Origin of the sequence: Streptomyces cinereoruber (genome assembly GCF_009299385.1) — a bacterium.
GTDB lineage: Bacteria > Actinomycetota > Actinomycetes > Streptomycetales > Streptomycetaceae > Streptomyces > Streptomyces bikiniensis.
This window is the reverse complement of the sequence record NZ_CP023693.1, coordinates 3776636-3796017: the sequence shown is the minus strand read 5'-3', so window position 1 is coordinate 3796017 and position 19382 is coordinate 3776636. Positions and strand designations below refer to the sequence as shown.

Here is a 19382-nt window from a genome sequence, read left to right as displayed (position 1 = left end):
CGCGATCCGCCTCCAACGTAACAAATCGGTTGGGCCGGGCGGTCAGTCGAGGCGCAGATCGGCCAGTTGGCGCTCGAACGGCACGACCTCGTCCTCGTCGGCCTCACGGGCCGGCCGGGCCGCGACCGCGTCCGCGAACTCGTACCCGGCCCGGTTGATCCTGGCCGGGAGGCCCTCCGTGTATTCGTCGCCGCCCGAGCCCCAGTCCTCCGAGGCCGCGTAGACGGCGGTCGGGACGGTGAGGGCCCGCAGGTAGGCGAAGAGCGGCCGCAGGGCGTGGTCCAGGACCAGCGAGTGGCGGGCGGTGCCGCCGGTCGCCCCGATCAGGACCGGGACGCCGGTCAGCGCGGTCGGGTCGAGCAGGTCGAAGAACGACTTGAACAGACCGCTGTACGAGGCCGTGAAGACCGGGGTCACCGCGATGACGCCGTCCGCGCCGGTCACCGTGTCGATCGTCTCCTGGAGCTTCCCGGAGGGGAAGCCGGTGACGAAGTGGTGGGCGATGTCGACGGCCAGGTCGCGGAGTTCGACCACCTCGACGTCGACGGCGTACTCCTGCTCGGCCAGCCGGTAGCGGGCGGCCTGGAGGAGCCGGTCGGCGAGGAGCCGGGTGGAGGAGGGGCTGCTGAGGCCGGCGGAGACGGCGACCAGCTTGAGGGTGCGCATGGGGTCAGACCTCCTGGGACTTCACGACGGCGGGGTGGAGCGGGGCGGTGGCGGGGACGCCGGCCGGGCGCAGGTTCGCGAACTCCTTGCGCAGCACCGGGACGACCTCCTCGCCGAGGAGGTCGAGCTGCTCCAGGACGCTCTTCAGGGGCAGTCCGGCGTGGTCGACCAGGAACAGCTGGCGCTGGTAGTCGCCCACGTACTCGCGGAAGGACAGGGTCCGCTCGATGACCTCCTGCGGGGAGCCGACGGTCAGCGGGGTCTCGCGGCTGAACTCCTCCAGGGAGGGGCCGTGGCCGTAGACCGGCGCGTTGTCGAAGTACGGGCGGAACTCCCGTACCGCGTCCTGCGAGTTCTTCCGCATGAAGACCTGGCCGCCGAGGCCGACGATCGCCTGCTCGGGGGTGCCGTGGCCGTAGTGCGCGTACCGCTGCCGGTAGAGCCGGACCATCTTCTCGGTGTGCTGCTTGGGCCAGAAGATGTGGTTCGCGAAGAAGCCGTCGCCGTAGTAGGCGGCCTGCTCGGCGATCTCCGGGGAGCGGATGGAGCCGTGCCAGACGAACGGCGGGACGCCGTCGAGCGGGCGCGGGGTGGACGTGAAGCCCTGGAGGGCGCTGCGGAACCTGCCCTCCCAGTCGACCACGTCCTCCCTCCACAGCTTGTGGAGCAGCGCGTAGTTCTCGATGGCGAGCGGGATGCCCTGGCGGATGTCCTGACCGAACCACGGGTAGACCGGGCCGGTGTTGCCGCGGCCCATCATCAGGTCCACGCGCCCGTCGGCGAGGTGCTGGAGGGTCGCGTAGTCCTCGGCGATCTTCACCGGGTCGTTGGTGGTGATCAGGGTCGTGGACGTGGACAGGACCAGGTTCTCCGTGCGGGCGGCGATGTGCCCGAGGAGGGTGGTGGGGGACGACGGGACGAACGGCGGGTTGTGGTGCTCCCCGGTCGCGAAGACGTCGAGTCCGACCTCCTCCGCCTTGAGCGCGATGGCGACGGTGTTCTTGATCCGCTCGTGCTCGGTGGGGGTGCGGCCGGTGGTGGGGTCGGTCGTCACGTCGCCGACGGTGAAGATCCCGAACTGCATCGTGCTCACCTCTCGCGTTGCCGGGTGCCTCTCCCGCTCCCGACTAGTGGTTGAATCTTAAATCATCTCGTCCAACGGTGCGAGCCCCCTCCCTATTCCGGGCCCCGGGAGCCGGGCGGCGGGCCCGTACGCTGGAGGGCATGACCGATCCCGGGACCGACGACGAGCGCTGGAAAGAGCGCGGCGTGATGCTCCGCGTCTTCGTGTACGTCTTCGCCACGCACGCCTTCGCCGGCTTCGTCTGGATCCTCTTCTACGTGGGGCAGCACGCCCAGAAGTGAGCACGGCCACGCGGAAGGGGAGGCCGGGGCTCCCGTAGAGTTCGGCGGCGTGGACGGTACGGGTGTGAACGGTGCGACGGGTGCGATACCGGATGCGCTGTCGGGTGCGGCATCGGGCGCGTCGTCGGACGCACCAGCGGGTGCGACAGCGGTCGTCGGGATCGGCGCGGACGGCTGGGACGGGCTCCCCGAGGCCTCCCGCCGCGTCCTGCGCGCCGCCGAGGTGCTGATCGGCGCCCCCCGCCAGCTCGACCTGCTGCCCGGCGGCGACTGCCCCGGCGAGCGGATCGCCTGGCCCTCCCCCCTCCGCCCGGCCGTGCCCGGCCTGCTCGCCGCCCACGCGGGACGCGCGATCGCCGTCCTGGCCAGCGGGGACCCCTCCTTCTACGGCATCGGCCGCACCCTCGCGGAGACCGTCGGCGCCGACCGGCTCCGGATCCACCCGCATCCGTCCTCCGTCTCGTACGCCTGCGCCCGGCTCGGCTGGCCCCTGGAGGAGACCGAGACGGTGTCCCTGGTGGCCCGGCCGCTCGCCGCCCTCGCCGCCGCCCTGCACCCCGGGCGCCGGGTCCTGATCCTGGGCGAGGGCCCGGAGACCCCCGCCGACGTGGCCGCGTACCTCCGGGACACCGGCTGGGGCGGCACCCGGATGCGGGTCCTGGAACAGCTCGGCGGCCCCCGGGAACGGCTCCTCGACGCGACCGCCGGGACCTGGCCGTACGAGCGGACCGACGCGCTCCACGTCCTCGCGCTCGACTGCGTACGCGACCCGGGCGCCCTGCGGCTCGGCGCCGCGCCGGGCCTGCCGGACGAGGCGTACGAGCACGACGGGCAGCTCACCAAGCGGTACGTGCGCGCCGCCACCCTCGCCGCGCTCGCCCCCGCCCCCGGCGAACTGCTCTGGGACGTCGGCGGCGGCTCCGGCTCCCTCGGCATCGAGTGGATGCGGACCCACCGCGCCTGCCGGGCCGTCGCGATCGAGAAGGACCCCGTGCGGGCCGCCCGCATCGCCCGCAACGCCGACGCGCTCGGCGTCCCCGCCCTGAGGGTCGTCACCGGCCCCGCCCCCGAGGCCCTGGCGGGCCTCCCGACCCCGGACGCGATCTTCGTCGGCGGCGGCCTGACCGCCCCCGGCCTGCTCGCGGCCTGCTGGGACGCGCTGCCCGCCGGCGGCCGGCTCGTCGCCAACACCGTCACGCTCGAATCCGAGGCGCTGCTCGCCGGGGCCCACCGCCGCCACGGCGGGGAACTCGTCCGGCTCGCGGTCGCCACCGCCGTCCCCGTGGGCGGCTTCACCGGCTGGCGACAGGCGATGCCGGTCACGCAGTGGTCCGTCACGAAAGGTTCTGAAGAGGGATGACCGTCTACTTCATCGGCGCGGGCCCCGGCGCGGCCGACCTGATCACCGTGCGCGGCGCGCGGACCCTGGCGAAGTGCGGGGTCTGCCTCTACGCCGGCTCCCTCGTCCCCGTCGAGCTGCTGGCCGAGTGCCCGCCGGACGCGCGGCGCGTCGACACGGCCCGGATGGACCTGGACGGGATCGTCGCGGAGATCGCCGCCGCCCACGAGGCGGGGCAGGACGTGGCCCGGCTGCACTCCGGGGACCCGTCGGTGTTCAGCGCGGTCGCGGAGCAGATGCGCCGCCTGGACGCGCTCGGCATCCCGTACGAGGTCGTGCCCGGCGTCCCGGCCTTCGCGGCGGCGGCGGCCGCGCTGAAGCGGGAGCTGACCGTCCCCACGGTCGGCCAGACGGTCATCCTGACCCGGATCGCGCAGCAGGCCACGCCGATGCCGGAGGGCGAGGACCTGGCGACCCTGGGCCGCAGCGGCGCCCTGCTCGTCCTCCACCTCGCCGCCCGCTACGTCGACCGGGTCGTCGCCGAGCTGGTCCCCCACTACGGCGCGGACTGCCCGGCCGCCGTCGTCGCGATGGCCAGCCGCCCCGACGAGGTGGTCCTGCGCGGCACCCTGGACGACATCGCGGAGCAGACGAAGGCGGCCGGGATCACGAAGACGGCCGTCATCATCGTCGGCCGCACCCTGGCGGCCTCGGAGTTCCGCGACAGCCACCTGTACGACCCGGCGCGCGACCGCCACACCTGCTGACGACCGCGCACGCGGCGCGCACGCGGAGGGGCCCCGGGGAGATCCCCGGGGCCCCTCCGTCACGACCACTCGGCTCAGGTGTTCGGCCGCTTGCCGTGGTTCGCGCCCTTCTTCTTCCGGGCCCGCCGCTTGTTGCCACGCTTCGACATGAGACTCCCTCTCGGTCGCTCGTCGGGTGTTCGCCGCCCAGCCTAGGGTCGGGCCTCCCGGTCCGCACGTCGTGCCGGTCTCACGCCCCCGGCCCCCGCACCGAAGACCGCCCCACCACCGTCCCCGCCCGGTCGATGCAGATCACGTCCACCGCGACCGGGGCGCCGCGCAGGACCGTCAGGGACTCGTCGCGGGCGCGGGCGGCGACCAGGTCGCCGAGGGGGACGGCGGCGGCCTCGCAGAGGCGGAGGGCGGCCAGGCCGGTGTTCGCGGCGGCGATCTCCGCCGCCAGGGCCTCGGACGCGCCGCCCGTGCGGGCCAGGTCCGCCAGGAAGCCCTTGTCGACCTGGGAGCGGGCCGAGTGCAGGTCCAGGTGGCCGGCGGCCAGCTTGGAGAGCTTCGCGAAGCCGCCGCAGACCGTCAGCCGGTCCACCGGGTGGCGGCGCACGTACTTGAGGACCGCGCCCGCGAAGTCGCCCATGTCGAGCAGGGCGATCTCCGGCAGGTCGTACAGGCCCGTCACCGTCCGCTCCGAGGTCGAGCCGGTGCAGCCGGCGACGTGCGTGAGGCCGCCCGCGCGGGCCACGTCCACGCCCCGCCGGATGGAGTCGATCCAGGCCGAGCAGGAGTACGGGACGACGATCCCGGTCGTGCCGAGGATCGACAGGCCGCCGAGGATGCCGATCCGGGGGTTCCAGGTGGAGCGGGCGATCTCGGCGCCGCCGTCGACGGAGATCGTGATCTCGACGTCGCCCGTGCCGCCGTGCGCGGCGGCGACCCGCGCCACGTGCTCGCGCATCAGCTGCCGGGGCACCGGGTTGATCGCCGGCTCGCCCACGTCGAGCGGCAGCCCGGGGAGGGTGACCGTGCCGACGCCCTCGCCAGCCCGGAACACCACGCCCGAGCCCGGCGGCAGGAGCCGTACCGTCGAGCGGATCACGGCCCCGTGCGTGACGTCCGGGTCGTCGCCCGCGTCCTTCACCACCGCCGCCATGGCCGTGTCCCCGGCGCGCTCCTCGGCCGTGAGCGCGAACGCCGGCGTCTGCCCCTTCGGCAGCGTGATCGTCACCGGGTCCGGGAAGTCCCCGGTCAGCAGGGCCGTGTACGCGGCCGTCGTCGCCGCCGTCGCACAGGCACCGGTCGTCCAGCCCGGGCGCAGACCGGTGTGCTTGAGTTGGGCCTCGCGCCCGCCGCCTGAACTCACGAAGGGGCTCCTGTGCACGTACTCATTCTCGGCGGGACCACCGAGGCCCGCGCCCTCGCGGGGCTGCTCCACCCCCGCGTCCGGGTCACCAGCTCGCTCGCGGGCCGGGTCGCCCGGCCCCGGCTGCCCGAGGGCGAGGTCCGGATCGGCGGCTTCGGCGGCGCCGACGGGCTCGCGGCCTGGCTGGGGGAGCACGCGGTGGACGCGGTCATCGACGCCACCCATCCCTTCGCCGAGCGGATCAGCTTCAACGCGGCCCGGGCGGCCGCCACCGCCCATGTTCCCCTGCTCGCCCTGCGCCGCCCCGGCTGGGTCCCGGAGGAGGGCGACGACTGGCGCGACGTGGGCTCCCTGGCGGCGGCCGCCACCGCCCTCGACGGCCTCGGGGACCGCGTCTTCCTCACCACCGGCCGCATGGGCCTGGCCGCCTTCGCCGACCGCCCGGAGTGGTTCCTGGTCCGCTCGGTGGACGCCCCCGAGGCCCCGGTGCCGGCCCGCACCGAGGTCCTCCTCGACCGGGGCCCCTTCACCCTCGACGGCGAACGCGAACTGCTGCGCCGCCACCGGATCGACGTCCTCGTCACCAAGGACAGCGGCGGCACGGCCACCGCCCCGAAACTGACCGCCGCCCGCGAGTCCGGCATCCCGGTCGTCGTCGTCCGCCGGCCCCCGGTCCCGGAGGGCGTACGGACGGCGACGACCCCCGAGGAGGCCGCCGCCCTGGTCCTCGGGTACCGAGTCCTAGGGCGTGTCCGGCCATGATCCGCCGGACACGCCCTGGCCGTACCGGCGCGGCGTCCACGTGATCGTGCGGCCGTCGCCGCGTTCCACCGCCCGGGTCTGCGAGGAGCCGATCAGGAGGAGGGTGCGCATGTCGACCTCGGAGGGGTCCAGGGTCTTCAGGGTGAGGACCCGGACCGACTGCTCGGGGCCGCCGACGTCGCGGGCGACGACCACCGGGGTGTCGGGGGAGCGGAGCTCCAGGAGGAGGTCGCGGGCGGCCGCCACCTGGTGGGTGCGGGACTTGGAGCCCGGGTTGTACAGGGCGATGACCAGGTCCGCGCCGGCCGCCGCGCGCAGCCGGTCCGCGATCACGTCCCAGGGCTTGAGGCGGTCGGAGAGCGAGATCGTCGCGTAGTCGTGGCCGAGCGGGGCGCCCGCCGCCGCGGCGGCCGCGTTGGCGGCGGTCACCCCCGGGAGGACCCGTACGGGAACGTCCGCGTACTCCGGTTCCGACGCCACCTCCAGGACCGCCGTCGCCATCGCGAAGACGCCCGGGTCGCCGCCCGAGACGACCGCGACCCGGTGCCCGCGCCGGGCCAGGTCGAGGGCGAACTCGGCGCGCTCCGACTCCACCTTGTTGTCGGAGCCGTGCCGCCGCTGCCCGGGGCGCAGCACCGGCACCCGGTCCAGGTAGGTGGTGTAGCCGACCAGGTCGTCCGCGTTCAGCAGGGCCCCGCGCGACTCCGGCGTCAGCCAGGGCGCGCCCGCCGGGCCCGTGCCGACCACGACGACCTCGCCCCGCTCCCGTACCGGCGGCTCCTCGTCGATGCGGGAGGGCAGCACGGCGACCGAGAAGTACGGGACCGACTCCGGGTCCACGTCCGCCAGGCGCTCCGTCCGCTCGCCCGCCATGAACGCCCGCTCCACGTACCGCGCGTCCTCCAGGCGCCCGGCCCGCTCCAGGGCCCGCCGCACGGTGGGGAAGGTGCGGCCCAGCTTCATCACGACCGCCGAGTCCGTGCCCGCGAGCCGGGCCGTCAGCTCGTCCTCCGGCAGCGTGCCCGGGACGATCGTCAGCACCTCCTCCGCCTCGCACAGCGGCTCCCCGAGCCGGGCGGCGGCGGCGCTCACCGAGGTCACGCCGGGGATCACGGTCGTGTCGTAGCGGTGCGCGAGGCGCTTGTGCATGTGCTGGTACGAGCCGTAGAAAAGCGGGTCGCCCTCGGCGAGGACCGCGACCGTGCGGCCCGCGTCCAGGTGGGCGGCGAGGCGGGCCGCCGCCTCCTCGTAGAAGTCGTTCAGGGCGCCCCGGTAACCGCCCGGGTGGTCCGTGGTCTCCACCGTGAGCGGGTACATCAGCCGCTCCTCGACGTGGTCCTCGCGCAGGTGCGGGGCCGCGATCGAGCGGGCGATGGAGCGCCCGTGGCGGGCCGAGTGGTACGCGACCACGTCGGCGGACGCGATGGCCTTCACGGCGGCGAGGGTCAGGAGGTCCGGGTCGCCGGGCCCGAGCCCCACGCCGTACAGCTTGCCGACGGTGCTTCCGGCCGGGGTCACGGTCACTGCTGGATCTCCGCTTCGTGCGCGAGGGCGTTGATCGCGGCGGCCGTCATGGCGCTGCCGCCGCGCCGGCCCCGGACGACGAGGTGTTCGAGGCCGAGGGTGTTCTCGGCGAGGGCGTCCTTGGACTCGGCGGCGCCGATGAAGCCGACCGGTATGCCGAGGACGGCGGCGGGCCGCCCCGCGCCCTTCGCGACCATCTCCAGGAGGTGGAAGAGGGCGGTGGGCGCGTTGCCGATGGCGACGACGGAGCCTTCGAGGCGGTCCCGCCACAGTTCGAGGGCGGCGGCGGAACGGGTGGTGCCCAGCTCGGCGGCGAGGGCCGGGACGGACGGGTCGGAGAGCGCGCAGAGCACCTCGTTGTCGGCGGGCAGCCGCTTGCGGGTGACGCCGCTGGCGACCATCTGCGCGTCGCAGAGGATCGGCGCGCCCGCCCGGAGCGCGGCGCGGGCGCTCGCGACGACGCCCGGCGAGTACGCGATGTCCTGGACGAGGTCCGTCATGCCGCAGGCGTGGATCATCCGGACCGCCACCTGGGCGACGTCGGCGGGCAGGCCCGTGAGGTCCGCCTCGGCGCGGATCGTGGCAAAGGAACGGCGGTAGATCTCCGTGCCGTCCTTCTCGTAGTCGAACATCCTGTTCTCGCTCATCTCGTTGTACGGGGCGCGGTGCGGGGTGCGGTACGGGCCGTGGTGACCGCGGGGGTCAGGTCGGTACGGGGGACGGGGGCGCCGTCGACCAGGTAGCCGCCGCCTGGGGCGGCGAGGACGTCGACCCAGTCGCCGTGCGGGTGTCCGCAGCGGCGCTCGCAGCCGGAGTAGTGGACGGGCAGGCCGGGACGGCCGGGGACCGCGTCCGCCCGCACGTCCGCGAGGGACTTGGCGCAGCCGGGCCGCCCGGTGCAGGCGCTGACGCCGACCCAGGGGGAGTCGGGGCGGGTGATCAGGCCGTGCGCCTCCAGGCCGGACAGCCGCCCGGGGTCCGCCCCGACGACGACGGCCCCGCGCCAGGGCGTGAACCGCACCTCGTCGGCGGGCAACAGGGCCCGCAGCCGGCCGGCGGTGAACCGGCCGAGGGGGGCGAGGACGTGGAGGGAGGCGGGGCCCAGGGGGCCGGGGGCGAGGGCGGGGGGTGCGCCGTGGGGCGGCAGGGGCTCCCGTACGGGCTCCGCCGCGATCCCGGCCGTCGTGAGCGCCGCCCGGACGTCCACCCCGGAGCCCTCCGGCAGTTCCCGGACGCGCCAGGCGCCCGTACCGGCTTCGCGGGCGGCGGTCAGGAAGGCGCGGGCGGCGGCGAGGGCGGCGCGCGGGGCGTCGGCGGCGGCCACGCGCACGGTCCGGTCGCCGAGGCGCAGGAGCGCGGCGCCGGGGGCCACTGCGACCAAGGTCACATCCCCGCCGAGGCCGGTGACGTCGCCGCGGCCGTCGTCCAGGACGAAGAGGAACCGGCCCGAGAGCGCGGCGGCCCAGGGCGCGGCGCAGAGCCGTTCGTCCAGCTCGCGGGCCCACAACTGCACGTCGGCCGCGCCGAGTCCGTCGAGTCCTGCGGCCGGGGAGGCCACGATGTTGCGGACGCGCTCGTGGGTGGGGGAGGGCAGCAGGCCCGCCTCCGCCAGGAGCGCCGCGAGCTCCGCCCCGCAGTCGCCGGCCAGGCCGCGCAGCTCGGCGTTCCCGCGCGAGGTGACGCTGATCCGCCCGTCGCCCAGGGTCTCGGCCGCGTGCGCCAGGACCTCGACCTGACGTGCCGTCAACCTCCCTGCGGGCAGCCTCAGTCGGGCCAGGTGCCCGTCGTCGGCGGAGTGCAGCCGCAGCGCCCCGGGGCAGGCGTCGCCGCGCTCCCGCGCACGGGGTGCGCCGGGGGCGGGCGTCGGGGTCGGGGTGGGCGGCATGGCGGCGAGCATACCCACGGGAAACCGAGGGCCGACGGGGTGTGACCGGCCTGACTCGGAGCGCCGGGCGGGGTGCGCGAGTCGGCCGTCCGGTCTTCCGGCGGGGGTGCGGCGGAGGCCCGCCCGGCCTGCCGGCGGGAACGAGCCGACGGGCCGTCCGGTCCTCCGGCGGGGTGTGCCGACGGGCTGTCCGGTCCTTCGGCGGGGGTGTGCCGACGGGCCGCTCGGCCCTCCGGCCGGGATGCGCCGCCGGCCGGGCCTCCGGCGCGGAAGCACCGTCCCGCCGTCCGCCCCCGGGCCCGGTGTGATCCGTCCGACCCTCCCGCTCCCTCCAGCCCCCACGGCCCACGATCTAGGATGCGAGTCGGCATGGGGTCCCAGGACCCCGGGGAGGAAGCCCGGTGAGATTCCGGCGCGGTCCCGCCACTGTGAGCCGGCCCGGCGCCATCGGGCCGGTGAGTCAGGAACTCCTGCCGTCCACACGACCACCCGGGGCGCGGACAACCCCGAGGAAGGCCTGCCTCGCCATGCTCCTGCTGCTGTCGCACTCCGACACCGACCTGCTCAGCGCCCGCGCGGCCGGCGGCCCGGTCGAGTACCGGTTCGCCAACCCCTCCCGGCTCCCGCTCGCCGATCTCGACGGCCTCCTCGACGGCGCCGACCTCGTCGTCGTCCGCCTCCTCGGCGGCCTCCGCTCCTGGCAGGACGGACTCGACGCGATCCGCGCCGCCGGAAAGCCGGTCGTCGTGCTCAGCGGCGAGCAGGCGCCCGACGCGCAGCTGATGGAGGCGTCCACCGTGCCCGTCGGCGTCGCCACCGAGGCGCACGCCTACCTGGCGCACGGCGGCCCCGCCAACCTGGAGCAGCTGGCCCGCTTCCTCTCCGACACCGTCCTGCTCACCGGCCACGGCTTCGAGGCCCCGGCCGCCGCCCCCACCTGGGGCCCGCTGGAGCGGACCGCCCGGGACGGGGACGGCCCGACGGTCGCCGTGCTCTACTACCGCGCCCACCACATGAGCGGCAACACCGCCTTCGTCGGCGCCCTGTGCGACGCGATCGAGGACGCGGGCGCGCGGGCCCTCCCGCTGTACGTGGCGTCCCTGCGCGCGCCCGAGCCGGAACTGCTCGACACCCTCCGCACCGCCGACGCCATCGTCACCACCGTGCTCGCGGCGGGCGGCACCAAGCCCGCCGAGGCGCAGGCCGGCGGCGACGAGGAGGCCTGGGACGCGGGCGCGCTCGCCGCGCTCGACGTGCCGATCCTCCAGGCCCTCTGCCTGACCGGTTCGCGGTCCGCGTGGGAGGAGAACGACGAGGGCCTGTCCCCGCTGGACGCCGCCAGCCAGGTCGCCGTCCCCGAGTTCGACGGGCGCCTGATCACCGTCCCGTTCTCCTTCAAGGAGATCGACGAGGACGGCCTGCCCGCGTACGTGGCGGACGCCGAGCGCGCGGCCCGCGTCGCCGGGATCGCCGTGCGGCACGCCCGCCTCCGGCACATCCCGAACGCCGAGAAGAAGCTCGCGCTGGTCCTCTCCGCGTACCCCACCAAGCACTCCCGCATCGGCAACGCCGTCGGCCTCGACACCCCCGCCTCCGCCGTCTCGCTCCTGCGCCGGCTGATCGAGGAGGGGTACGACTTCGGGCCCGCCGAGGAGCTGCCCGGTCTGGTGTCGGGCGACGGCGACGAGCTGATCTACGCCCTCATCGAGGCCGGCGGCCACGACCAGGACTGGCTGACCGAGGAGCAGTTGGCGAAGAACCCGGTCCGCATCCCGGCCGCCGACTACAAGCGCTGGTACGCCACCCTCCCCGAGGAGCTGCGGACGCAGGTCGAGGAGCACTGGGGCCCGGCGCCCGGCGAGATGTTCCTCGACCGGTCGCGGAACCCGGAGGGCGACATCGTGCTCGCCGCCCTGCGGCGCGGGAACCTCCTCGTCCTCATCCAGCCGCCGCGCGGCTTCGGCGAGAACCCGATCGCGATCTACCACGACCCCGACCTGCCGCCGTCCCACCACTACCTGGCCGCCTACCGCTGGATCGCGGCCCGCGCCGAGGACGGCGGCTTCGGCGCCGACGCCATGGTGCACCTGGGCAAGCACGGCAACCTGGAGTGGCTGCCCGGCAAGAACGCCGGCCTGTCCGCCGCCTGCGGCCCGGACGCGGCCCTCGGCGACATCCCGCTGGTCTACCCGTTCCTGGTCAACGACCCGGGCGAGGGCACCCAGGCCAAGCGGCGCGTGCACGCCACCCTGGTCGACCACCTGGTGCCGCCGATGGCCCGCGCCGACTCGTACGGCGACATCGCGCGCCTGGAGCAGCTGCTCGACGAGTACGCGCAGATCTCCTCCATGGACCCGGCGAAGCTGCCCGCGATCCGCGCCCAGATCTGGACCCTGATCCAGGCCGCCAAGCTCGACCACGACCTGGGGCTCGAAGAGCGCCCGGAGGACGACGGGTTCGACGACTTCCTGCTGCACGTCGACGGCTGGCTGTGCGAGGTCAAGGACGCCCAGATCCGCGACGGCCTGCACGTCCTCGGCGGCGCCCCGACCGGCGAGGCCCGGGTCAACCTGGTCCTCTCCATCCTGCGCGCCCGCCAGATCTGGGGCGGCACGCAGGCGCTGCCGGGTCTGCGCGAGGCCCTGGGCCTGGACGAGTCGGCCGCGACCCGCACCACCGCCGACGAGGCGGAGGCGAAGGCGCGCGAGCTGGTCGAGGCGATGGAGGCGGCGGACTGGGCGGTCGAGGCGGTCGAGTCGGTCGCGGCCGACCACGGCCCCGACGTCCGGGCCGTGCTGCGGTTCGCCGCCGAGCAGGTCGTGCCGCGCCTGGCCGCCACCACCGACGAGCTGGCGCACGCCGTCCACGCGCTCGACGGCGGCTTCGTCCCGGCCGGCCCGTCCGGCTCCCCGCTCCGGGGCCTGGTCAACGTCCTGCCGACCGGCCGCAACTTCTACTCCGTCGACCCGAAGGCCGTCCCCTCCCGGCTCGCCTGGGAGACCGGCCAGGCGCTCGCGGACTCGCTCCTGGAGCGCTACCGCACCGACAACGGCGACTGGCCGACCTCCGTGGGCCTCTCCCTGTGGGGCACGAGCGCGATGCGCACCGCCGGCGACGACGTCGCCGAAGCCCTCGCCCTGCTCGGCGTCCGCCCGCTGTGGGACGAGGCCTCGCGCCGCGTCAACGGCCTGGAGCCGATCCCGCTCGCCGAGCTGGGCCGCCCGCGCATCGACGTCACCCTGCGCATCTCGGGCTTCTTCCGCGACGCGTTCCCGCACGTCATCGGCCTCCTGGACGACGCCGTACGGCTCGTGGCCGGCCTGGAGGACGAGTCCGCCGAGGACAACTACGTACGGGCGCACGCGCAGGCCGACCTCGCCGAGCACGGCGACGAGCGGCGCGCCACCACCCGCATCTTCGGCTCCCGGCCGGGGACGTACGGCGCGGGCATCCTCCAGCTGATCGACTCCCGCGACTGGCGCACGGACGCCGACCTCGCCGAGGTGTACACGGTGTGGGGCGGTTACGCGTACGGGCGCGGGCTCGAAGGACGCCCGGCGCGGGCCGAGATGGAGACCGCGTACAAGCGGATCGCGGTCGCCGCGAAGAACACGGACACGCGCGAGCACGACATCGCGGACTCGGACGACTACTTCCAGTACCACGGCGGCATGGTGGCGACCGTCCGCGCGCTCAAGGGCACGGCCCCCGAGGCGTACATCGGCGACTCGACCCGTCCCGAGACCGTCCGCACCCGCACCCTGGTCGAGGAGACCTCCCGCGTCTTCCGGGCCCGCGTGGTCAACCCGCGCTGGATCGAGGCGATGCGCCGCCACGGCTACAAGGGCGCGTTCGAGCTGGCGGCGACCGTCGACTACCTCTTCGGGTACGACGCCACGACGGGCGTGGTCGCGGACTGGATGTACGACAAGCTGACGCAGGAGTACGTCCTCGACCCGGAGAACCAGGCCTTCCTGAAGGAGGCCAACCCCTGGGCCCTGCACGGCATCGCGGAGCGCCTCCTCGAAGCCGAGTCCCGCGGCATGTGGGAGAAGCCGGACCCGGAGACGCTGGCCGCGCTGCGGCAGGTGTTCCTGGAGACCGAGGGCGACCTCGAAGAGGGCGCGGACGGCTCGGACGACTGACGTAAACCCCTTTCACGCCGTCCCGTACGGCGTCACGGCCCGGCCGCCCGTGCGGCCGGGCCGTTTCGCGTTCCCGCACCACCGTCCCCCCGGCCTCCCTCAAACCGCATTGTTCTAATAGAGTGCGAACAAGGGAGGTTTTCATGAACCGTGCCACACCTCGTCTCCGCGCGCTCGCCGCGCTCCCCTTCGTGCTCGTCCTCGCCGCCCACCTGCCGGCGTTCGCCCTCTGGTACGACCGGCTGCCCGACCCCCTCGCCACCCACTTCGGCCCCGACGGCGGGGGCCGCGCCGACGGCTTCACCGGCCGCGCCGGCTACGCGCTCGTCAGTACGGCCCTGATCCTCGGCGTCGCCGTCGGCTGGAACCTCTTCGTCCGCCGGAACGTCCTCTGGGGCGCGTGGGCCACGGCCGGGTTCACCGGGACGCTGCTCGTCCTGATCCTGCGGGACAACCTGGACGCCGCCGACGCGGCCGAGGTCGTCTCCCCCCTCGCCAACCTCACCCTCGCGGCCGCCGGTGCCGCCCTCCTCGCCCTCGCCGGCCTGGCCCTGACCCGGCTCGTCCCCGAGGAGGAGCCGGCCGCCGGCCCCGGCGCCGCGGACGGCCCCCGGCTCCCGCTCGGCCCGAGCGAGGTCGCCGGCTGGTCCCGCGTCAGCGCCTCCCGGCCCCTCACCGTCCTCGCGGTCCTCGCCCTCGCCACCGTCCCCGTCACTTTGCTCCTGGCCCCGTGGCCCGCGGCCTGGCTCGCCCTCCTCGGCCTGGTGATCGGGGTGCCGGGGCTCGCCCTCGCCCGCGTCCGGGTCACCGTCGACCGGCGCGGCCTCACCGTCCGGCCCGCCCTCGTGCCCCGGCCCCGCGTCCGCGTCCCGCTCGCCGAGGTCACGGGCGCCACCGTCCGCGACGTCGACCCCGTCTCCGAGTTCGGCGGCTGGGGCTACCGGGTGTGGCCGCAGCGCACGGGCGTCGTCCTGCGCTCCGGCGAGGCCCTCGTCGTACGGCGGGACAGCGGGCGCGAGTTCGCGGTCACCGTGTCCGACGCGCACACCGCGGCCGCCCTCCTCAACACCCTGGTGGAACGGCGTGGGAGGCTCTGACCGTGCTCTTCCGCGTCGACCCGGCCTCGGCCGTCCCCCTCGGTGACCAGATCGCCGCCTGCGTGCGGGGCGCGCTCGCCGACGGCTCGGCCGTCCCCGGCGAACGCCTCCCGGCCGCCCGGGAGCTCGCCGACTCCCTCGGCGTCAACGTCCACACCGTCCTCCGCGGCTACCAGCGGCTCCGCGAGGAGGGCCTGATCGAACTCCGCCGGGGCCGGGGCGCCGTCGTCGTCCCCGGCGCCACCGCCCCCGACCGCGCCCGCCTGGTCTCCCGGCTGCGCGAGGCGGCGGCGGAGGCCCGCGAACTGGGCCTCACGGAGGAGGAGTTCCTGGACCTGGCCCGGACGAGCCTGGGGTAGCCGGGGCCTTCAGGCGTCAGCCCAGCTCGCGCACCGGCGCCCCCGCCAGGAACGCCTCGACGTCCTCCACCGCCTGCCCGAAGTACCGCCCGTAGTTGCCCTCCGTCACGTACCCCAGGTGGGGGAGGGCCAGGACGTTCGGCAGGGTGCGCAGCGGGTCGTCGGCGGGCAGCGGCTCCGTGTCGTAGACGTCGAGGCCCGCCCCCGCGATCCACCCCTCGCGCAGCGCCCGCAGCAGCGCCCCGCCGTCGACGAGGCCGGCCCGGGAGGTGTTGACGAGGTACGCGGACGGGCGCATCGCCCGCAGCTCGGGCTCCCCGACCAGGCCCCGGGTGCGGTCGGAGAGCACCATGTGCAGCGAGACGAAGTCGCCCTCCGCCATCAGCTCCCGCAGGTCCTTCACGTACCGCGCCCCGTGCTCGGCCGCCCGCTCCTCCGTCAGGTGCGGGCTCCAGGCGGCGACGTCCATGCCGAAGGCGAGGCCGATCCGGGCCACCCGGGCGCCGATCTTCCCGAGGCCGACGAGCCCCAGGGTCCGGCCGGCCAGGTCGGCGCCGACGGTGGACTGCCAGGGCCCGCCCTCCCGTACCGCCCGCGCCTCGGCCGGCACGTGCCGGGCCAGGCCGAGCAGGAGCGCCCAGGTCAGCTCGGTCGGCGGCGTGGGACTGCTCTCCGTGCCGCAGACGGTGACGCCCCGGGCGCGGGCGGCGGCGACGTCGATCGAGGCGTTGCGCAGGCCGGAGGTGATCAGGAGCCGCAGCCGGGGCAGCCGGTCGAGGAGCGCCGCGTCGACCGGCGTCCGCTCCCGCATGACGACGAGGACCTCGCAGTCCTCGACGGCGGCGACGAGCGCGTCCCGGTCGGCGATGTGCTCCCGCAGGACGCGCACCTCGACGCGGTCGGCGAGCGGGCTCCAGTCGGCGGAGGAGAGGGCGACACCCTGGTAGTCGTCGAGTACGGCGCAACGCAGCTTCATGAGGACATGATCGCGTACGGGCTCCGCCGGGGGAACGGGCGGGCCGCCCCGGGCCCCGGTCGGCCCCTTCGGCGCCCTCGCCGCTGAACCGCAGCGTGAAGCGGGCGAGTTCGCGGAGGAAGCCGTGGAGGGCGTCGGGGTCGGGGGCGGGGTTGGGGTCGGGTACGGGTACGGGGCCGGTGGCGGGCGGCGCGAGGGGAGGCCGCCCGCCGTCACCCACCGGCTTCCCGTCACCCACCGGCTCCCCGCCGCTCACCGGCGTACGGTGCCGTCCGTCTTGAGGTCCGCCAGTTCCTCCTCGAACTCGTCGAGCTTGTCGGGGCAGTAGACCTTCAGGACGATCCGCTCGGCCTCGACGGCCCGGTCGTCGGAGATGACCGGCCGCTGGCCGGGCCCGGTGGCGCCGTTGGACTGCCGGATCTTCCACAGGGCCGTCTTCAGGGCGTTGCCCGGCGCCTCGCAGACCTGCCCGCCGTCCGTGCCGAGCAGCCGCTCGACGGTGTCCGTGTCGGGGAAGGGGTATCCGGCCCTGACCAGCTCCTCCTGGAGCTGATTGGCCTTGGACAGCGTCTGGTTGTTCCTCTTCACGGACTCGTAGCGGATCAGGCCGGTGACGACGAGGGCGACCAGGATCAGGATCGCGCCCCAGTAGATCCACCGGTGCTCGGAGGCGAAGCGGGTGGGGCTCATGCCTGCCCTCCCTCGGTCGGAGCCGTGCCGGGAGCCGCGTCGGCCGTGCGCCAGTCCGGCTTGCGGAACTTCAGGAAGAGCGCCGGGATCAGCAGGACCAGGCCCACCGCCAGGAACATCGACTTGGGGTACTCCTTCGCCGGGTCCTTGAGCGAGGAGACGTGCACGGCGTTCATCTCCATGCCGGAGTACGACAGGAAGTTGTTGTCGATCAGGACGAGGCCGGCGAGGCCCGTCCACTGCGGCAGCAGGTGGTTCGCGTCCATCGGCGCGGCCGACGGGTTGCCCTGTCCGAGGAACACCGTGCCGAGGACGACGAGGACCGTGCCCGGCACGAGGGTCCCGATGATCAGGCCCCAGCTGGAGAGCCCGGCGAGGCCTTGGTGCCGCGCGAGGAGACCCACACGCCGGTCCAGTACAGGACCATGATCACGATCGCGGTGTAGAGGCCGTTCGAGGCGAGGGAGGGGTCGATGACGTACGCGATGGTGGAGGCCACGAAGGCCGGCAGGCTCGGGTAGTAGGAGATCGTCATCGCGAACTGGCACCAGACCGCGAGGAACCCGAGCGGCTTGGACAGCCCCTCGGACACCCAGCGGTAGACGCCGCCGCTCCAGCCGGAGGCGAGCTCGGCGGAGACCAGGGCGGTCGGCAGCAGGAACACGACGGCCGGGACGAGGTAGAGGAACACGCAGGCCAGGCCGTAGACGGCCATCGTCGGCGCCGCCCGCAGGCTGGCCACCGACGCGGTCGTCATCAGGGCCGGCGTCACCCAGGTGAGGGTGGTGGGCGCGGGCCGCACCGCCGCCGGCCGTGGCCGGGGGACGTCGGCCGGGGTGTCGAGACTGCTCATGGCCCTCCGGGCGCCGCGCGACGGACGATCACCCCACGCTCGGACGGCCCGGGAGGCGCGGCAACCGGGGGAGCCCGGACGGGTCAGGGCCTGCCCGGCGGGTCCTGTGCGGCCCCTCCGGCGGGACCTGCCGCCGGGCGCCGGGCCCGGTCCTCCGCCGGGCGCCCGGTCGGGTCCTGTGCCGTCCGCCCGGCGGGGTCCTGTGCCGCGCGCTCTTCCGCCGCCCGCCGGTACTCCGCGTTGATGCGCTGGGCCTCCTCCAGCTGGTCCTCCAGGATGACGATGCGGCAGGCCGCCTCGACCGGGGTGCCCTGGTCGACCAGTTCCCGGGCGCGGGCCGCGATCCGCAGCTGGTAGCGGGAGTAGCGGCGGTGGCCGCCCTCGGAGCGGAGCGGGGTGATCAGGCGGGCCTCGCCGAGGGCGCGGAGGAAGCCCGGGGTCGTGCCGAGCATCTCGGCCGCCCGACCCATGGTGTAGGCCGGGTAGTCGTCGTCGTCGAGTCGGTCGCCGAGCGGATTGTCCGCTGTCATCTGCACCTCTTCTGGGGGCCGCTTCGGGGCCCGGGCGCCGTGCGGCACCTGGGCCCCGGGGGAAATTCAACCACCGGAGGGCGCGCCGCCTAGAATCGGCTCTCATGTCGAAGCCTGACGAACTGCTGATTGACATTGCCGCCACGGTGGAGTCCGGGCAGAGCAATCAGATGTCCCTGACCGTGGTCGCGGGGGGCGTGGTCATCACCGGGCGCCTGGCCCCCGAGGCCCTCTGGAGAGAGCGGGTGTCGGAGGTCCTGACGGACTCGGCCCGGCTGGGCGAGTTCTCCGGGGTGTTCACCCCCACCGAACGGAAGGACGACGAACTTCCCACGCACCTCCACTTCCACCTGGCCCGGATCCTGCAGGGCACGGTGGGCATCCCCGAGACCGGCGGGATGTACCGCGTCGCGATCGCGGACGTCAGCGCGTGGACGGTGGGCGACTTCAGGTACTCCGACCACTGAGCCGCCGCCGACCGAACGACGTGGGCCCGACCAGTACGCACTGGTCGGGCCCACGTCGTTCGGTCGTCCGGTCGTCCGGTCAGACGATCGCGACGGTTCCGGAGGTTTCGACGGTTCCGGCGGGGAACGTGCCGCAGGTGAAGCCGAGGCGGGTCATGGCCCGTACGACCTCGCCGGCGCTGAAGTCGCGCCGGTCCTGGCGGGTGAGCACCGCGCCGACCTGCTTCGCGGGGTACTGGCGGCGGCCGATGGTGACGAACTCGCCGGTGCCCGGCTCGGGCTTGACGCCCTTCATCGAGTCCAGCACGCCGCTCTTCGTCAGGTCGAACGGGAAACGGGCGATGACACAGCGCATGATGCCTCTCGGGGGTGTCGGGGGAGTACGGGCTGGGGCGGCGGTTCAGTGGGCGGGCGCGACGGCGCCGACGACGTCCCGGAGGCGGAGCCGGTCCGTGTACGAGGAGGCGGCGCGTGCGGCGGCGAGCTGGGCCCGGGTGACCAGGCCGGTGGGCCGGTCGTCGCCGTCGCAGACGAGCAGCTGCCCGGTCCGGGCGGCGGCCATGACGGACAGGGCCACCTCGACGGTCATGTGGTCGGAGGCCT

The 19382-nt window shown here is 74.8% G+C and carries 20 protein-coding genes, 1 pseudogene and 1 riboswitch; of the genes and pseudogenes, 8 read left to right on the top strand and 13 right to left on the bottom strand.

The features are described from left to right. Positions 1-42: 42 nt before the first annotated feature. Both CP977_RS16925 and CP977_RS16920 read right to left on the bottom strand, forming a co-directional pair. Positions 43-666: an FMN reductase gene (locus CP977_RS16925; RefSeq protein WP_062753970.1), complete on the bottom strand. Its 624-nt coding sequence runs from the start codon at positions 664-666 to the stop codon at positions 43-45. A 4-nt stretch (positions 667-670) separates the two neighbouring features. Continuing rightward, positions 671-1750, bottom strand: coding sequence for an LLM class flavin-dependent oxidoreductase (locus tag CP977_RS16920; RefSeq protein WP_062753972.1), 1080 nt, complete (start codon positions 1748-1750; stop codon positions 671-673). 140 nt (positions 1751-1890) lie between these two features. On the opposite strand from CP977_RS16920, the gene CP977_RS34110 reads away from it, so the two are divergent. The 3 genes from CP977_RS34110 (at position 1891) to cobM (ending at position 4137) form a co-directional block, all read left to right on the top strand. Then, on the top strand, positions 1891-2031 hold the full coding sequence (locus CP977_RS34110) for a DUF6126 family protein (RefSeq protein ID WP_167308915.1): 141 nt from the start codon (positions 1891-1893) through the stop codon (positions 2029-2031). 97 nt (positions 2032-2128) lie between these two features. After that, positions 2129-3391, top strand: coding sequence for a bifunctional cobalt-precorrin-7 (C(5))-methyltransferase/cobalt-precorrin-6B (C(15))-methyltransferase (locus CP977_RS16915; protein WP_062756990.1), 1263 nt, complete (start codon positions 2129-2131; stop codon positions 3389-3391). Beyond that, positions 3388-4137 carry a precorrin-4 C(11)-methyltransferase gene (gene cobM, locus CP977_RS16910; protein WP_062753974.1) on the top strand — a complete coding sequence of 250 codons (750 nt, stop codon included), beginning with the start codon at positions 3388-3390 and terminating at the stop codon, positions 4135-4137. Before CP977_RS16915 ends, cobM begins: the two co-directional genes overlap by 4 nt. Positions 4138-4211: 74 nt before the next feature. Here the strand turns inward: cobM and CP977_RS35510 are convergent, their stop codons facing one another. Beyond that, on the bottom strand, positions 4212-4286 hold the full coding sequence (locus CP977_RS35510) for a 50S ribosomal protein bL37 (RefSeq protein ID WP_372460710.1): 75 nt from the start codon (positions 4284-4286) through the stop codon (positions 4212-4214). An 80-nt stretch (positions 4287-4366) separates the two neighbouring features. Next, a complete protein-coding gene (locus CP977_RS16905; protein ID WP_109186825.1) occupies positions 4367-5491 on the bottom strand; it encodes a cobalt-precorrin-5B (C(1))-methyltransferase in 1125 nt (374 codons plus the stop codon). A gap of 12 nt (positions 5492-5503) precedes the next feature. Between CP977_RS16905 and CP977_RS16900 the strand changes: the two genes are divergently transcribed. Then, a complete protein-coding gene (locus CP977_RS16900) occupies positions 5504-6253 on the top strand; it encodes a cobalt-precorrin-6A reductase (protein ID WP_152370390.1) in 750 nt (249 codons plus the stop codon). Here the strand turns inward: CP977_RS16900 and CP977_RS16895 are convergent. From CP977_RS16895 to CP977_RS16885, 3 genes are read right to left on the bottom strand one after another with little or no spacing between them, the layout of a single operon-like run. After that, positions 6233-7771: a precorrin-2 C(20)-methyltransferase gene (locus CP977_RS16895; RefSeq protein ID WP_109186941.1), complete on the bottom strand. Its 1539-nt coding sequence runs from the start codon at positions 7769-7771 to the stop codon at positions 6233-6235. The two genes, CP977_RS16900 and CP977_RS16895, sit on opposite strands and share 21 nt — an antisense overlap. 2 nt (positions 7772-7773) lie before the next feature. Further along, positions 7774-8424, bottom strand: coding sequence for a precorrin-8X methylmutase (locus tag CP977_RS16890; RefSeq protein WP_062753978.1), 651 nt, complete (start codon positions 8422-8424; stop codon positions 7774-7776). Beyond that, positions 8421-9674 (bottom strand): cobalamin biosynthesis protein CobG, encoded by a 1254-nt coding sequence (locus CP977_RS16885; RefSeq protein WP_152370389.1) that lies wholly within the window; start codon positions 9672-9674, stop codon positions 8421-8423. Before CP977_RS16885 ends, CP977_RS16890 begins: the two co-directional genes overlap by 4 nt. Before the next feature lie 338 nt (positions 9675-10012). Beyond that, a riboswitch (cobalamin riboswitch) is annotated at positions 10013-10151 on the top strand. Positions 10152-10189: 38 nt separating this feature from the next. Here CP977_RS16885 and cobN point away from each other — a divergent pair. The 3 genes from cobN to CP977_RS16870 all read left to right on the top strand — a co-directional run bounded on the left by cobN (position 10190) and on the right by CP977_RS16870 (position 15263). Beyond that, on the top strand, positions 10190-13807 hold the full coding sequence (gene cobN, locus CP977_RS16880) for a cobaltochelatase subunit CobN (protein WP_152370388.1): 3618 nt from the start codon (positions 10190-10192) through the stop codon (positions 13805-13807). Between the two features lie 143 nt (positions 13808-13950). Beyond that, positions 13951-14904, top strand: a complete 954-nt coding sequence (locus tag CP977_RS16875; protein WP_152370387.1) for an SdpI family protein — start codon at positions 13951-13953, stop codon at positions 14902-14904. A gap of 2 nt (positions 14905-14906) precedes the next feature. Continuing rightward, a complete protein-coding gene (locus tag CP977_RS16870; RefSeq protein WP_062753986.1) occupies positions 14907-15263 on the top strand; it encodes a GntR family transcriptional regulator in 357 nt (118 codons plus the stop codon). A 16-nt stretch (positions 15264-15279) separates the two neighbouring features. Here the strand turns inward: CP977_RS16870 and CP977_RS16865 are convergent, their stop codons facing one another. The 4 genes and pseudogenes from CP977_RS16865 to CP977_RS16850 form a co-directional block, all read right to left on the bottom strand. Further along, positions 15280-16239 carry a D-2-hydroxyacid dehydrogenase family protein gene (locus CP977_RS16865; protein ID WP_062753988.1) on the bottom strand — a complete coding sequence of 320 codons (960 nt, stop codon included), beginning with the start codon at positions 16237-16239 and terminating at the stop codon, positions 15280-15282. Between the two features lie 252 nt (positions 16240-16491). Beyond that, positions 16492-16929: a hypothetical protein gene (locus CP977_RS16860; protein ID WP_152370386.1), complete on the bottom strand. Its 438-nt coding sequence runs from the start codon at positions 16927-16929 to the stop codon at positions 16492-16494. A 56-nt stretch (positions 16930-16985) separates the two neighbouring features. After that, positions 16986-17782: pseudogene (locus tag CP977_RS16855) on the bottom strand (amino acid permease); the annotation flags it as partial. An 83-nt stretch (positions 17783-17865) separates the two neighbouring features. After that, complete coding sequence (locus CP977_RS16850; protein WP_372460703.1) at positions 17866-18312, bottom strand: helix-turn-helix domain-containing protein; 447 nt, start codon at positions 18310-18312, stop codon at positions 17866-17868. A gap of 104 nt (positions 18313-18416) precedes the next feature. Here CP977_RS16850 and CP977_RS16845 point away from each other — a divergent pair, with 104 nt between their 5' ends. Next, a complete protein-coding gene (locus CP977_RS16845; protein ID WP_030206337.1) occupies positions 18417-18779 on the top strand; it encodes a hypothetical protein in 363 nt (120 codons plus the stop codon). A 79-nt stretch (positions 18780-18858) separates the two neighbouring features. Here the strand turns inward: CP977_RS16845 and CP977_RS16840 are convergent, their stop codons facing one another. Both CP977_RS16840 and CP977_RS16835 read right to left on the bottom strand, forming a co-directional pair. Further along, positions 18859-19134, bottom strand: coding sequence for an SCO5918 family protein (locus CP977_RS16840; protein WP_062753990.1), 276 nt, complete (start codon positions 19132-19134; stop codon positions 18859-18861). A 45-nt stretch (positions 19135-19179) separates the two neighbouring features. Then, on the bottom strand, positions 19180-19368 hold the full coding sequence (locus CP977_RS16835; RefSeq protein WP_079131124.1) for a hypothetical protein: 189 nt from the start codon (positions 19366-19368) through the stop codon (positions 19180-19182). Positions 19369-19382 lie beyond the last annotated feature (14 nt).

Bases quoted from the DNA above. Each gene is read 5' to 3' on its own strand.
- CP977_RS16925 (WP_062753970.1), bottom strand. From the start codon at position 666: ATGCGCACCCTCAAGCTGGTCGCCGTCTCCGCCGGCCTCAGCAGCCCC.
- CP977_RS16920 (WP_062753972.1), bottom strand. From the start codon at position 1,750: ATGCAGTTCGGGATCTTCACCGTCGGCGACGTGACGACCGACCCCACC.
- CP977_RS34110 (WP_167308915.1), top strand. From the start codon at position 1,891: ATGACCGATCCCGGGACCGACGACGAGCGCTGGAAAGAGCGCGGCGTG.
- cobM (WP_062753974.1), top strand. From the start codon at position 3,388: ATGACCGTCTACTTCATCGGCGCGGGCCCCGGCGCGGCCGACCTGATC.
- CP977_RS16890 (WP_062753978.1), bottom strand. From the start codon at position 8,424: ATGAGCGAGAACAGGATGTTCGACTACGAGAAGGACGGCACGGAGATC.
- CP977_RS16885 (WP_152370389.1), bottom strand. From the start codon at position 9,674: ATGCTCGCCGCCATGCCGCCCACCCCGACCCCGACGCCCGCCCCCGGC.
- cobN (WP_152370388.1), top strand. From the start codon at position 10,190: ATGCTCCTGCTGCTGTCGCACTCCGACACCGACCTGCTCAGCGCCCGC.
- CP977_RS16875 (WP_152370387.1), top strand. From the start codon at position 13,951: ATGAACCGTGCCACACCTCGTCTCCGCGCGCTCGCCGCGCTCCCCTTC.
- CP977_RS16865 (WP_062753988.1), bottom strand. From the start codon at position 16,239: ATGAAGCTGCGTTGCGCCGTACTCGACGACTACCAGGGTGTCGCCCTC.
- CP977_RS16860 (WP_152370386.1), bottom strand. From the start codon at position 16,929: ATGAGCCCCACCCGCTTCGCCTCCGAGCACCGGTGGATCTACTGGGGC.
- CP977_RS16850 (WP_372460703.1), bottom strand. From the start codon at position 18,312: ATGACAGCGGACAATCCGCTCGGCGACCGACTCGACGACGACGACTAC.
- CP977_RS16845 (WP_030206337.1), top strand. From the start codon at position 18,417: ATGTCGAAGCCTGACGAACTGCTGATTGACATTGCCGCCACGGTGGAG.
- CP977_RS16840 (WP_062753990.1), bottom strand. From the start codon at position 19,134: ATGCGCTGTGTCATCGCCCGTTTCCCGTTCGACCTGACGAAGAGCGGC.
- CP977_RS16835 (WP_079131124.1), bottom strand. From the start codon at position 19,368: ATGACCGTCGAGGTGGCCCTGTCCGTCATGGCCGCCGCCCGGACCGGG.